Source organism: Enterococcus sp. DIV2379, from assembly GCF_050542965.1.
In the GTDB taxonomy this organism is placed as follows: Bacteria; Bacillota; Bacilli; order Lactobacillales; family Enterococcaceae; genus Enterococcus_D; species Enterococcus_D entomosocium.
The window spans coordinates 2750594-2764407 of record NZ_CP172938.1; the positions used below are offsets into that span (position 1 = coordinate 2750594).

The 13814-nt window shown below is 42.1% G+C and carries 11 protein-coding genes; 4 read left to right on the forward strand and 7 right to left on the reverse strand.

Features of this window, described 5'->3' with window-relative positions:
• Positions 1 to 41: 41 nt before the first annotated feature.
• The 3 genes from IGI92_RS12615 to IGI92_RS12625 all read right to left on the reverse strand — a co-directional run bounded on the left by IGI92_RS12615 (position 42) and on the right by IGI92_RS12625 (position 3338).
• The gene (locus IGI92_RS12615; protein WP_005234188.1) at positions 42 to 875 is read right to left on the reverse strand and encodes a carbohydrate ABC transporter permease; all 834 of its coding nucleotides are present in this window, start codon (positions 873 to 875) and stop codon (positions 42 to 44) included.
• A gap of 3 nt (positions 876 to 878) precedes the next feature.
• A complete protein-coding gene (locus tag IGI92_RS12620; protein ID WP_016621592.1) occupies positions 879 to 1838 on the reverse strand; it encodes a carbohydrate ABC transporter permease in 960 nt (319 codons plus the stop codon).
• A 189-nt stretch (positions 1839 to 2027) separates the two neighbouring features.
• Positions 2028 to 3338 (reverse strand): ABC transporter substrate-binding protein, encoded by a 1311-nt coding sequence (locus IGI92_RS12625; RefSeq protein WP_016612696.1) that lies wholly within the window; start codon positions 3336 to 3338, stop codon positions 2028 to 2030.
• A 264-nt stretch (positions 3339 to 3602) separates the two neighbouring features.
• Here IGI92_RS12625 and IGI92_RS12630 point away from each other — a divergent pair, with 264 nt between their 5' ends.
• The 3 genes from IGI92_RS12630 to IGI92_RS12640 are packed head-to-tail and all read left to right on the forward strand — an operon-like array spanning position 3603 to position 7445.
• Entirely contained in the window at positions 3603 to 4259 is a 657-nt protein-coding gene (locus IGI92_RS12630) for a DUF624 domain-containing protein (RefSeq protein WP_010749870.1), read from the forward strand.
• The gene (locus IGI92_RS12635; protein WP_008380747.1) at positions 4228 to 5997 is read left to right on the forward strand and encodes a sensor histidine kinase; all 1770 of its coding nucleotides are present in this window, start codon (positions 4228 to 4230) and stop codon (positions 5995 to 5997) included. Before IGI92_RS12630 ends, IGI92_RS12635 begins: the two co-directional genes overlap by 32 nt.
• Positions 5994 to 7445, forward strand: coding sequence for a response regulator (locus IGI92_RS12640; RefSeq protein ID WP_005234181.1), 1452 nt, complete (start codon positions 5994 to 5996; stop codon positions 7443 to 7445). Before IGI92_RS12635 ends, IGI92_RS12640 begins: the two co-directional genes overlap by 4 nt.
• A gap of 155 nt (positions 7446 to 7600) precedes the next feature.
• On the opposite strand, the gene rhaM is transcribed toward IGI92_RS12640, so the two are convergent.
• Together rhaM and IGI92_RS12650 are read right to left on the reverse strand one after the other, a co-directional pair.
• Positions 7601 to 7912, reverse strand: a complete 312-nt coding sequence (gene rhaM, locus IGI92_RS12645; RefSeq protein WP_061053170.1) for an L-rhamnose mutarotase — start codon at positions 7910 to 7912, stop codon at positions 7601 to 7603.
• Between the two features lie 39 nt (positions 7913 to 7951).
• Positions 7952 to 9058, reverse strand: coding sequence for a glycoside hydrolase family 88/105 protein (locus IGI92_RS12650; protein WP_008380741.1), 1107 nt, complete (start codon positions 9056 to 9058; stop codon positions 7952 to 7954).
• A gap of 132 nt (positions 9059 to 9190) precedes the next feature.
• Here IGI92_RS12650 and IGI92_RS12655 point away from each other — a divergent pair, with 132 nt between their 5' ends.
• Positions 9191 to 10075 carry an AraC family transcriptional regulator gene (locus IGI92_RS12655; RefSeq protein WP_400449808.1) on the forward strand — a complete coding sequence of 295 codons (885 nt, stop codon included), beginning with the start codon at positions 9191 to 9193 and terminating at the stop codon, positions 10073 to 10075.
• Between the two features lie 87 nt (positions 10076 to 10162).
• Here IGI92_RS12655 and IGI92_RS12660 read toward each other — a convergent pair whose 3' ends face one another.
• Both IGI92_RS12660 and IGI92_RS12665 read right to left on the reverse strand, forming a co-directional pair.
• Complete coding sequence (locus tag IGI92_RS12660; RefSeq protein WP_301388802.1) at positions 10163 to 11359, reverse strand: MFS transporter; 1197 nt, start codon at positions 11357 to 11359, stop codon at positions 10163 to 10165.
• Between the two features lie 287 nt (positions 11360 to 11646).
• On the reverse strand, positions 11647 to 13404 hold the full coding sequence (locus IGI92_RS12665) for a 1-deoxy-D-xylulose-5-phosphate synthase (RefSeq protein WP_301388804.1): 1758 nt from the start codon (positions 13402 to 13404) through the stop codon (positions 11647 to 11649).
• Positions 13405 to 13814 lie beyond the last annotated feature (410 nt).

Genomic DNA, 13814 nt, shown 5'->3' on the forward strand with positions numbered 1-13814 from the left:
GAAAAAAGATATTCCAAAACAGCGAATATCTTTTTCCATACTTATTTAAGACCAGTCGTGCTGATGCCTTCAACAATGTATTTTTGGAAAATAAAGAAAATGATCAACACAGGCAGCAAGGAGACCACAGACATCGCGAACATGGCTCCCCAATTGGAGGTGCTGCTAGCATCCAGGAACTGCTTCAAGGCAATCGATACCGTGTAGTTTTGCGGACGTGTGAGGTACAGCATCGGTCCGATCAGTTCTTCCCATTTCCAATAGAAAGAGAAGATCGCAGCGTTTGCCAAGGAAGGCTTCATCAACGGTAGAATCACGCGGAAGAAAATACCGACCCGTCCACAGCCGTCCATTTTTGCTGCTTCATCTAAATCTGTCGGGATCGCAGAGACGAATTGGACCATCATGAAAATAAAGAAGGCTTGTCCGAAGTATGAAGGAACGGTCACTGGACGAATCGAGTTAAGCCAGCCTAATTGATTAAACCAAAGATACTGAGGCACCATGATGATCTCTTGCGGTAGCATCATCGTGACCAAGATACAAGCAAACCAAAAGCCTTTTCCTTTGAAAGGAATCCGACCAAATCCATAAGAAATGACAGCCGAAGAACAGACCGCCCCTACCATTGAAATCAACGCGATTTGCAATGAGTTGAAAATATAGCGAATGAAGGGAATCCCTGCGATCCCTTCAAACCCCTTGGTAAAGTTTTCTAACGTCCAGCTGCGGGGGATCAACTCCGTTGCCGTTCGAAAAATGTCACTACTAGGTTTAAAGGCACTAAACAGCAGCCAGAAAATCGGATAAAGCATCAGTAATGCAGCAACTAAGATCACGGCATCAAAGAAATAATTTTGTTTTTGTTCACGCATCAATCAAACCTCCTCGTTTTCTTTAAACACCCAAAATTTCGATGTTGCGAACAACAGAATCGTAATCAACCCAACGATGACCAGTAAAATCCACGCTAAGGCTGAAGCATAGCCCATTTTGAAATCGGTAAAGGCTCGTTGATACATGTACAAGGAATAGACTAACGTGCCGTTACGGGGTGAACCCGTCCCATTCGAAATGATAAACGCAGGTGTAAAGGTCAAAAAGGCCATGATCGTTTGATAGATCAGATTGAAAAAGATGATTGGCGTCAGGACTGGGACCGTGATATTGAAAAACTGTCTGATTTTTCCTGCCCCATCAATTTCCGCCGCTTCGTAATAATCTTTCGGAATATTTTTCAAACCGGATAAGAAAATCAACATCGACGAGCCAAATTGCCACGCTGCTAATAAAATCAAGGTCATCAACGCTAAGCCAGGACTTTTAAAGAAGTAGATCGGGTCTAAGCCGATCGCCGCTAGCACGCCATTGATCAACCCTGAATCGCCAAAAAGATTCCGCCACATGATCGATACCGCCACGCTCCCACCTAAAATCGAAGGGATATAAAATAATACCCGATAAGCGCCGCTTAATTTCGATGGGCGGTTGATCAGCATCGCCACTGCTAATGCGACGATCAGCCGTAAAGGGACTGCCAACACAACATATTTCAGCGTAACAGTCAGTGACTGAACAAACTTGGGATCATTCGTAAAAATCGTTATAAAGTTATTCCAGCCAACAAATTGCGCCTCTGTCAATAGATCATAGTCATGAAAAGACATAAAAAGAGAAATCCCCATCGGGACGATTATAAAAGCAAAAAAGCCAATGATGAAGGGTGAGATAAATAAGTAGCCTGTAACCATATTCTGTTTTGATTCTGGTAATCGATTAAACCAGCTTTTGAGTTTCCCAGGTTCTTTGGCCGTGGGTGATTTTGATTGTAGTTCCATAATTTTCACTTCCTACCTCCTATAGTTGATTACGCTTACAAGTTGATTTTAACGAAGTACTTCTTAAGAATGAATAGAAAAAAAAGCACAGAAATGTGAAAAACTAGAGGACCTATATTTTTTTCCTCCAGTGCTTCTCCTAAAAAAACGCCTTTACTGAAAAAGTCAGTAAAGGCGCCGCATCTATGCTTATTGATAGTTTTCTGCAAAAATTTCTTCGCAGCGTTGCGTAAAGGCATCATAAGTTTCTTCTGGTGTCATCGTGCCATAAGTGATCTCTGCGTACAGCTCTTTAAAGTACGTGTTGATTTCAGCAAACCCAATTGGTGGGATTGGGGATGGATCACCGACGATGTCTGCAATATCATCTAAGAAATCAGAGGACTCTTGTTCTTCTGGTGTCATGTCGGCATAAAGCAATTCTTTGATGGCATCATTGGAAGGAATTCCCCGCTCAGTACCGATGATCTTATTGGCTTCTTCACTATTCACTAAAAAGTCAACAAACTTCGCAGCTGCTTCTTTTGATTCAGAAGCATTCGCGATCGAATAAAAGAACCCTGGTCGATACGCCATCGCCCCGTTTTCTGAGTCAAAAGGACGAGCCAAATTGATTTCGACATCTTCTGCGGCGGAGGCTTTATAGGTCAAGTATTGATTGGACCAAGTCATCATATAAGCTGCTTTTCCTTGTGAAAACGGATATTGATCCATACTGTTGGCATTGCTAGTCACTTCTGCGGTTGGCATTGCTTTGGCTTCCGTAAGATCTGCGATAGCCCCCATAAATTCAACCCAGTTTTCTTTGGTAAAACCGATCTCTGGTTTGCCGTCTGCATCGTATTGGTATAGATCTTCGCCTTTAGTACGTAAAAAGTATTGCAAAATCGTACTGTTGTCATTGTTATCGTTCCAACCGTAATCACCTGTTGCTTCAGCGATCGCTGCCGTACTTTCTACAAGGTCATCGAAGGTATAATTGCTAAAGTCAATCCCAGTGCCCCCTTGTTCTACCAATGATGGATTGTAGAGCATCGCCATAGTATTGACAGAAGTTGGTATGCCGAAAACGTTTCCATCTAACTCGCCTGTTGCTAAAATCGATTCTTTGATATCATCGGTTTGAATCTCATTGCCGATAAATTCCGACATATCTGCTAATTGATTTTTCGTTCCATATTGCGCAATGTACTGCACATCCATCTGGATCACATCAGGTAATTCTCCAGAAGCCGCTTTTGTCGCTAGTTTTTTCCAATGGTCATCCCAAGAACCATATTCATATTCAACTTTGATGTCAGGATTTTGTTTCTCAAATTCTTTGATCGATTCGATATACTTCTCGTGTCTGACTTCTGAGCCCCACCAGGTAAAGGAAATCGTCGTTTTCCCATCTGCATCAGCTTCTGAGCTTCCGCTACTATTGCCGTTATTGCCACAAGCTGCTAAGGTCGCACCAAGAAACAACAAGCTCGCTGCTTTTAAAAAAGTTTTCTTCATTCTTCTACACTCCTTTTTGTTTGCGCTTACAAGGTGATTGTAATGGAAATCCTCGTTAATAAAAATGAAAAAACAAGAGCAAATATGTGAAAAACTAGACTGTCGTTTTTGCTGAAGGCTAAGCCTTCACGGGCAATAGCTAGAAAAAAATAGAAAAACAGATGAAAAATGTAAAAAAACAGACATGCTCTATTTTTTCCAATATACTATGCTATACTAGCGTTGAAAAGGCTTACTTTTCAAAAAACAAGGTAGGTGGAAACAATGAAAAAAATACAAACCGGACTGTTTCGTCTTTTTACGGTAACAGCTTATTTTGCTAAATTAAACCTTTTATGGCTTTTCTTTACCCTTTTAGGGTTGGGGATTTTTGGCTTCGGTCCTGCCACCGCTGTCACGATCAAATGTTTACATGATTTTCGTAAAACTGGTCATGACTATTCAGCTGTTGCCTTCTGGCAAGCCTACAAGCAAGCCTTTCGCACCTTTTCCCTTTTTGGCATTGGACTATTAAGTACAGTACTCCTGTTGTTGTTTAACTTACGGATTACTCATTTTTTCCCGACTGAAATGGCTTGGCTGCGTCCTGTCTATTTACTTTTAACGATTCTCCTCCTTTACACTGCATTCATCAGCTTTATGACCTATGCCAAAGCCGAACAACACGCTTGGAAACAGACCTTGTACGTCAGTATCTTTCTAGTCTTTCGCTACCCACTGCAAGGCCTTGCCTTGTTGTTTACCTGGTATTTATTGTTTCTCTTATTGACTGCCAAAACCTCTTTGTTACTCGTCTTTGGACTGGTGATTTTCTTGTTCTTCGCTGAATTTTTTCATGGTCAGATGATTGAAAAAACCAAACAATTGCAAGCAAAGCGAGGCAGTGTCCATGAAGTCCCAGAAGCTGATCAATCACTTTAAAAAGCAGCCTTTTGAGCGACAGTTACATTTTGTCTTTTTTGCGACGGTGGCAATTATCGTCTCATTGGCTGTTCTCCTGACCTTAGTTTGGCGACAAGTCTACATGGCGCAGCTGAAAGAAGCCGCGTATAAAGATGTCTCGATCATTTCAACAAATATCGCCAAGCGTTTAACTGCCGTCGAAACCCTCTCTTTTCGCATTATCGATAGTGCACCGATCCAAAATGGCCTACAAAGGATCTTGGCACAAGATTCCTTGCAATCCTTAGAGGCGATCGACCAAAAGAATGCCTTAAGTGCAGAAATCAACGCCCTCGTACGCAATGAATCAACGATTCAAAACGTCTATCTCTTTACCCCAACGAACGAAAACATGATCAACTTTCTAGCCGAGACCGACCATATCTTTAATGGCCAAACCATCAAAGATATGATCGAGACTTTGCCCGATAAGCCTGCCAAAGGGAGTTGGTTTTTTGCAAAGGACCTTTCTCAAGGTGTCTACCTGCGAAAAATCTATTCAACAGCCGATCTTTCTTTAACCTATATTGGTACGGTGATATTTCTAGTGAATACGTCCTTCTTTCGTAACGAGATCGAAAGTCTTCCCATTGTCTCCGAACAAAACCAATTTTTCATGGCGTATCAGAACCAATTTTATAGTACCGCAAATGACGAGCAAACCCTCGCTGCGGATCAAAATACCTTGCAGCAAAAAATGGAAACCTTCCAGCGATCGATCGGCTCCATGACGTTTGATAATCGCCAGTACTACTACGCAATGGATCGGAAGACGATGCCGAATATGACCTTCATTTATTTACTGCCTGAAAATCAAGTCTTAGCTGATCTTTATAAACTACAAGGCCTTTCCATCGCTGTGAGTTTGCCTTTTTTATGTTTGATTATTGTTGTGATTCGGAAAATAAGCAATCAGCTGACCCGCCCTTTAGCTGACTTGGCTTCGCAAATGGCCGTTCTGCGGAAAACGAAAAAACTGGCCTCTTTAAAGACCCTCGCTGTCCCAGAAAATAGTCAAGAAGAGATCATGGTCCTTTATGAAAGCTATAATACGATGATCGATGAATTAAATGCCTTGATCAAGGACAATTATGAAATGCGTATATTGTCCCAAGAAATCGAATTTAAAGGATTGCAAGCGCAATTAGATCCACATTTTCTATACAATACGTTAGACTCGATCAACTGGATCGCCATTGAAAATCAGCAGTGGCAGATCTCAGAGATGGTCACCTCCCTTGCCTATTTGTTTCGAAAAAAAATCGATACCAAGTCTGACTTCACAACGCTACAAGATGAATTAGATATCGTGCACGCCTATATCAATATTCAAAACGTTCGCTTCGGGAAACGGATCGAGTATATCGAAGTAATTTTGGTGAATGACTTGTCCTTTAAAATTCCTAAGTTACTGATTCAACCATTGATTGAAAATGTCTTTAAATACGCCGTCAATGATATGAAGGAGACGTGTCGCCTCGTCCTTACGATTGAACAACAAGCAACCTTTCTCCAAGTCAGTGTCTCTGACAATGGCCCTGGTTTTAAAGCCAACTTCTCGATTGAAAAAGAAGGCGGCATCGGATTGACCAATATTCAAAAACGATTGCAACTGCATTATGGTGATCAAGCGTCCTTAGCCATCGTCTCCTCGATTCCCTTCAAAAAGACGACGGTGCGCTTTGTGATCCCCTTAAAAGGAGTGAGTGAAACATGAAAAATATCCTCGTTGTTGACGATGAACCCTTGATAGCAAATGGTGTGGCTAACCTCGTTGCTTCTTTTGATTTCCCATTAGTGGTCAAAGGAATTTACACAGACAGTGAAGAAGCCTTGGCATTTTGTCAGCAAAACACCATCGACATCGTGATTACCGACATCAATATGCCTAAAGTCAATGGACTTGCCTTGATCAAAAAATTAAAAGCCATCAATCCTGCGATTCAAATCATTATTTTGACAGGCTTTGGCAGCTTCTCCTTTGCCAAAGAAGCGATGGCTTTAGGGGTCAAATTTTTCCTTGAAAAACCTGTTTTTCCGAGCAAGCTTTCAGAAGCGTTGGCTGAGACGATCGAACGTTCTGAACGTCGTCAAATGGAATCTACCCTCTATTTAAAACAACAAATTGAACAATACATCAATAGCTGCGGAGAAGAACCGCTGCCTGAATCGTTCGTTTTTCCATTTTGTATGTACTTATTTGATTCGAAATTCTATCACGCCATCGCCAAGCGGATCGAAAGCTATGAGAACCATCACGAGTTGGTGATCGGTCATCAAAACAAAGTTGGCTATATCCTGAACTTCAGTACGGAAAATACCTTTAATCTCTTTTTTAAAACGAAGGTACAGGCTGCGCATCTAGGAAAAGGGATCGCCATCAATTGCTGGGTCGAAACCCCCGAAAAATTTTTACTCAGTTATCATTTAGGCAAGCGGAACTTGGATAAGGAGTTTTATTTTGATACCTTTGAAGTCATCCAAGAAGCCCAAATCTCACAAGAAAATGTCTATGAAAATAGTCTCTATATGGAATACCGTGAAAAACTTTTGGCATTGATCGACAAAGGCGAACTGACTTTAGCCCAAGTTCTTACGGAAAACTTTTTTTCTACCTGTCGCATGGAGCTTTACCCTGTCCAACTATTGCGGCTGCAGGTCAACGATTTGTTATCGGCAATTTTTGAAAACCATCGCATCAAAAAAGACATCTACTTTGATGACTATTCCCCAAAGATCATGCTCTTGAATAATTGGCACGAACTCCAGTTTATGCTGCTTCACTGTATCGATTTGATGCGGGGCAGCTTAGACGATAGCGAGAACATGCAGCTGTCCCAAAAAGTCAACCTGATCATCGAAGAATATTATGACCATGAAGCATTGTCATTGAAATGGATCGCCGCCCATCTTTTGTACTTAAATCCTGAATACTTAGGAAAAACCTATTACAAAGAAACCGGGATTCGCTTCAATCAAAAATTAGCCGAATACCGCATCCAAAAAGCACAAGAACTGCTGAAGAAAAACTACAAAGTCTACGAAGTGGCAGCGATGACGGGCTTTAGTAATGCCCCCGAATATTTTGTTCAAACGTTTAAAAAGATTACCGGTATGACACCAAAGAAATTTTTGAAGCAGCAAGAAAAAGCACTTCTCTCTTAACGTTTCTTCTATCCGAAATGACTGTGTTGCTATTTCAACAAAAGAGGTAGTCCGCTCACATTCGTGAGCGAACTACCTCTTTGACTAACCAGTAATTGATGTCAAACAATTGATACGACCGTGTTCGTTTTAAGAAATAAACATTTTTGTCTAGCTTACAGCGTAAAGACTTCCTTTAACTCCTGTGTCACTGGCGAATCATCCGGATTTGTTTCCATAAGTTCTGCCATGTACTGCCACCATTTTTGGTTGATCTCGGTTGCCGCTAACTGCTGCCAGCGGGTTTCATCTTCAATCTCAAGGTAGCCAAACAACGCAAGGCTTTCTGGATCTAAGAAAATCTGGTAGCTTTTCGCCCCGTGTGCTATGAGCTGCTCTTTTAGTTCTGGCCATAGTTCGCGATGCCGTTTTTCATATTCTGCTTCATAACCAGGATGTAGCTTCATCCGAATCGCTTTTTTGATCATCTTTGTCTGCTCCTCTCTTTATTACGTAAGGTGTTTAACTTAACAAAATGAAACCAATAGTTCAGTAAATGCTAAAACTGTCAGTGATTGCCCGTAAGGCATTGCTGTAATCGCGATGTTTTTGTAGTACTCCAAGTCTTCTCCCATTCCAGTACCGATGGAAACATTTTGGACTTCTCCATCTTCTGCGACTTGTTCGATCAAACCGGCTAACGCTTTATAGGCAACATCTTCCCAAGCTTTGTCAATGTAACGCTTATGAACGGCTTTTAAAATCCCATAGGCAAAACCAGCCGTCGCAGAAGCCTCCACATACGAGCTAGGATCATCTAACAAGGTGTGCCACAAACCACTTTCATCTTGCATTTCTTGCAAGGCAGCTAGTTGGTCTAAGAGGGTATTGATCAAGAAGCCTCGTAACGCATCTCCTTCTTGCAAGTCGAGAATGTCAATGATCTCAGGAATCGCAATGGTGATCCAGCAGTTGCCTCTTGCCCAAAGCGCTTGCGCATAATTGTGGCGTTCTTCAAAGGTCCAGCCGTGGAACCAAAGACCAGTTTTTTTATCAACTAAGTATTTGATATGGATCATAAATTGTTGTTTTGCTTCTTCGATATAGGCCGGACGATTCAGCAACATGCCAATTTTCGCCAAAGGCAAAGCGGTCATCATCAAGGTATCGTCCCAAAGCTGGTTGCGATTTTCTGGTCCATAGGTCGCATGCTGCAGACCATTTTCATCGGTTCGCGGCATATCATGCATGACCCATTCCGCCCATTGTTCAAGGTACGGCAAGTAACGAGAATCTTTGGTGTCTTCATAAAGATACGCCATTGCCAAAAGCGGCGCCATCGTGTTGACATTTTTAGGCGGCGCGCCTTCTAACATCCGCTGCTCAAACCATTCTTCCACAACTTGGAGCGCTTTGGGATTTTTGGTGATTTGGTAGTTTTTATAAATGCCGTATAGTCCCACCCCTTGCGGCCAGTTCCAAATCCCCCAGCTTTTATCATCAACGATCAAGCCGTCAAAGTCTAATAGAAATTCGCCATTATCATCCTTGATCGTCGTTAAATTTTCGATCATGCGATCAATTTTTTCTTCTACAACACGTTTTTCCACAAATAACTGTTCTAAAATCACCATTGGGTTCATCCTCTCATTTCTCTTTGATAGATTGATCGTAACACGCTTACATTTACACAAAAATAGCAGTTATTGACACTTTACTATCTATTCTTGTATGATAAAAACAAACGAGTACGAAAGGAGCCAATCATGGAGAAGCAAAGTGCGGATACGATGATCAACGATCGTTTTGAGGCCTTTCATATCAAAGACATCGTAGAAGAAAACAATACCCTTTATCATTACCATAGTTTTTATGAGATTCACTGTACCTTAAAAGGATCAGCGGTCTTCTTTATCGATGGCGGAGAATTCCCTCTAGAACCTGGTACGATCATCTTGATTCCTCCAAACGTCTTGCATCGAATCGTTCATCAAACTTCTGATTTTTTCGAGCGAACCTACCTGTATATCAATCCTAGTTATCTCGCTGCCCTCTCCACTACCCAAACAGATCTCACTGCCTGTTTTCGTAGCAACGGCGGCATCAACAGTCGTATTTTATCGATCGATGCCGACCAACTAGACCAGCTATTGCGTCCTTTACGCAAAAAAACGGATAGCAATTATGGCACCGACTTACTTTATCAAAATCATTTGATTGCGTTTTTGATTTCCATCAATACGATTGCCTATCAGGAAAGAGAACCGCTATTTTTATCCGACTCACTCTATAAAAATAAAGACATTTTGGCTGCTATTACCTATATCAATCAGCATTTGACCGCTGATCTCTCCTTAGAGACCGTCGCCAAAGCCCTTTTCATGAGCCCATACTCGCTTTCAAGGACCTTCAAAAAAGAAACTGGCGTCGCCTTTCATGCCTATGTGGTAAAGAAACGACTCTTAAAGAGCAAAGAAATTTTACGTAAAACCAGAAGCGCCACCGCCACGTTCGAAGCTTGCGGCTTCAACTCCTATACCCATTTTTTACGCTGCTTTAAACAAGAATTTCAGCTGACACCAAAAGAATTTTTACAAGAAGAAGCCCAAAATCAGTTTGTCCGTTTTACGCATTTTGCAGGGAAAAAATAGCAAGCCGATGAAAAGATTTGCTTAAAAAAAAGACTCTCTTACATTGACGATCGTAAGAGAGTTTTTCATTCAATCTTTTAAAAACAGCTACCCAAGTTCTTCAGCAGTTCCCCGCTCGAAATAAAGAAAATAGCGATTGCTGATCACTGACACAATCCCAATCATAACCAACAAGCCCCCTGATAGGATCATCTGCATCCCTGCTGTTTCATTGCCGCTGACTAGTATCAGTAAGCGTGATGCATAAGGTGCTAACGTGACTCCTAAATTGTAAGCAACGATCGAGACGATCGTGCCAAACTTAGCTTCCGCTTCACCACCAGTCGTCAGCAAGTGGGTGAAAAAAGGCATGATATTGCGAAAGGCAAAGCCTAGTAGTAAAGAACAACCCAAGAGCAGCCCCACCGTCTGCAAGGGATAGGTCAAATAGATGCTGCTTCCTGCAAGCAATGCCGCAACGGGCAGCAACCAGCGATGTAGGCGGCTGTATATCAAGCCAAAGGCATTGCCGGCGATAAATGCCCCCGTCGCAATGGCGGCGATCATGTTACTGCCATCGGTCGCATCACCGATTCCTTTTTCCAACAACAACGGGGTGATCTGCAGATTGTAGTTGATAAACAAGACAACGATCAGAAACAAGAGCACACCCAAAACAAATGACTTTTGTTTCCGTTCTGTTGAAACCGTGACGTTCGCTATCAGAGCCGCATCGGTGGTCGCTTTTGTTTCGTTGGGAATAAATACCTGAACAAAAAAGAGACTGATCAAGGCAAAGCCATAAACGAAGAAAGAGATCTCCCAACTGATCTTCACTAGCTGCCCTACCAGCAAAGTCATAAAGATACCGCCTAAACCACCGACGGCACTTTCTAACCCAAGGGCCTTGGCTTTCTTTTGCGGCTCATTTTGAAACAACAAACTAATCATTTGAAGCGCCAAACGATTGAATAAGCCGATCCCAAAGCCAAGAATCGCGCGCGAAAGAAACAAGACGGGAAAGCTTCCCTGATACCATGCCGGCAGCGTGCCAAAAACTGCCACAATGACCAAGCCGGTGACCATCGTGTATTTTTTGCCGATCCTTTTTTCGATCATGCTGGTAGTAAAAATCCCCAGTAAAAGAAACAATGATGGAATCGTGGTCAGTAACCCAATGTAGACCGCATCAACTTCTGGAAAGCTTGCCGCAATCGCTGGGACATTGGCAGAGATCGCCGGTGCCGAATAGACGACCATTGCCACTGACAACAGTGCCAACAACTTCATAGAAAAAAATTTCATAATTACCCCTTTCCTTAAAAACACCTTTTCTTCCTTGTCTCTGAACCCAATAGCCCAAGATGACAAAGTGATCCTTTCATTACCTTATTATTCGCTAGATTGTCCTCGTTGACCAATGCTTAACGCGCTTGGGCTTCATGCTTGAAAAGCATTGGTCTTCTGTATTTTGCTGCAAATCGTCACCGATTGTTTGCAAAAAAACCTTGCAGTCTGTTTTTCTGCAAGGTTTCCTTCGATCATTCATTTTTTAACAATCCTATCAGCTACACAAGACACCCTAAGAGAACTTATTTCTGCAGCTGTTCTATGACATCTTTCGTAATTTCCTCAGCAGTGATACCAAGTTCAGATAAAACGTCTGCTGCCCGGTAATTATCATAAAATTTCTTTTCTAAGCCATAGTTTTTGACGGCAATCTCACGATCACCAAGATAGCTGGCAATCATTTGTCCATAGCCGCCCTCTCGTATGCCGTCTTCCAACGTGACAACGAGTTTGTGCGATCGTGCCACAGCATCCAGCAACTCTTTGTCGACCTCTGAAATAAACTTAGGATTGATCACCGTTGGCGTAATTCCATGTTGCATTTTCAATTGTTCTGCGATCTCTTCTGCTAGCGCATAAAAGTTTCCAACACCGACGATAGCTACCTGCGTGCCAGCTTGAGTCACCTCATTTTTTTGATCGCTATAGTCAGTAGAGGCTGCTCTTACCGTTTCGTTGACAGGTCCAACCGGTACCCGGATCGCAACCGGAGCGTTGGCTTGTTCCAGCGACCAATCCAACATTGCCAGATATTCTTCTTTAGAGGTTGGCGCAAGATAAATAAGGTTGGGAATATGTGCCAAAAATGGAATATCAAAAATTCCCAAATGGCTCTCGTCATTCATGCCGTGGATCGATGCACCGTATACCAAAATCGTTCCAGGCAGATGATTTAAGGCTAAATCATGGGAGATTTGGTCAAAACTACGTTGCATAAAGGTAGAAAAAACGACCCAGATAGGTTTCGCGCCATTTTTTGCTAACCCAGCAACCATCGATACCGCATGTTCTTCTGCAATACCTACATCTACAAATTGTTTGCCTGCTTTTTCTCGTTGTTCTGGAGAAAAAAGCAGCATCGGTGTACCAGCGTTTACTGCCACGACTTTAGGATCTGTCGCCATTTTTTCTAATAAATAATCCGTCGTTAAGCTATTGTACGTTACTTGATTGCCGCCAGCAGAAATATATTCGCCGGTTTCTAAACGAAAGGGACCGCCTGCATGAAACTTTTCACGATTTTCTTCCGCAAACTTGAAGCCTTTGCCTTTGATCGTATGAATGTGTAATAAAACAGGATGATCAATGTCTTTCACTTTTTCAAATAAAGCGATCAAGGCAGCGAGATCATTTCCTTCATCCAAATAGTGGTACTCAAAACCAATCGCTTTGAACAGATTGTCTGCTGCTTGTCCCTTGGTTTCCCGCAATGCCCGCAAATTCTGGTACATCCCCCCATGGTTTTCTGCAATCGATTGGTCATTGTCGTTGAGGATCACGATGGTATTGGTGCCTAATTCCACGATATTGTTCAAGCCTTCAAACGCTAAACCGCCTGATAGAGAACCATCGCCAATCACGGCAACGACGTTATACGTTTCATTTTTTAGGTCACGGGCTTTCGCCACACCATTTGCCAACGAAACTGAGGTGGAGGTATGACCGACCGTAAAGAGATCGTGCTCGCTTTCTTTCGGATTTGTGTAACCAGAAACCGCATCATACTGCGAAGCATCAAGAAAGGCATGGGCGCGTCCTGTCAGCATTTTATGGATATAAGTCTGATGAGACACATCAAAAATCAGCTTATCTGTGGGAGAATCAAAGACTTTATGCAACGCGATCGTCATCTCAACCATCCCCAGATTGGGGCCATTATGCCCCCCATGGTGACTGATTTTTTCCAATAAAGCAGTTCGTGCTTCTACTACCAGTTCTTGAAGTTGCCCACTGGTCAATTCTTTTAACTCTTTAGGGCTTTTGATTTTTTCTAATAACATGTACGTACCTCCTGTAGAAATGTTTGAATAATTCGTGTGTTTACTCACAAGGAAAAAGACACGAAGTCGAAATGAGTAGATCGTTCTCTGGAATAAAAAAATGCGGCAATCGGAGCTAGACGCTCTTTTTAGAATTCCTGTTAAACCGAGAAATAGCAAGTTATTCTAAAGGGGAATCGTGATTTTTCTGAGTTTCAACAATCGCTGCTCATTTCTTCTATCTAAAAAGATACCACCTAGAGTTGACTTTAGGTCAAGTGGTTTTTGAAACATTTTGAACAATACGAGGCTGGTTTTTTCTAATTATTGAAAAAATTGCAGGTTTATTCTCTATAAATTTGCTTTTCTAATACATATTCTTAGAGGTTCCTTTGATATGTCATAGTAAATTATAAAAAACTGCCATTAAA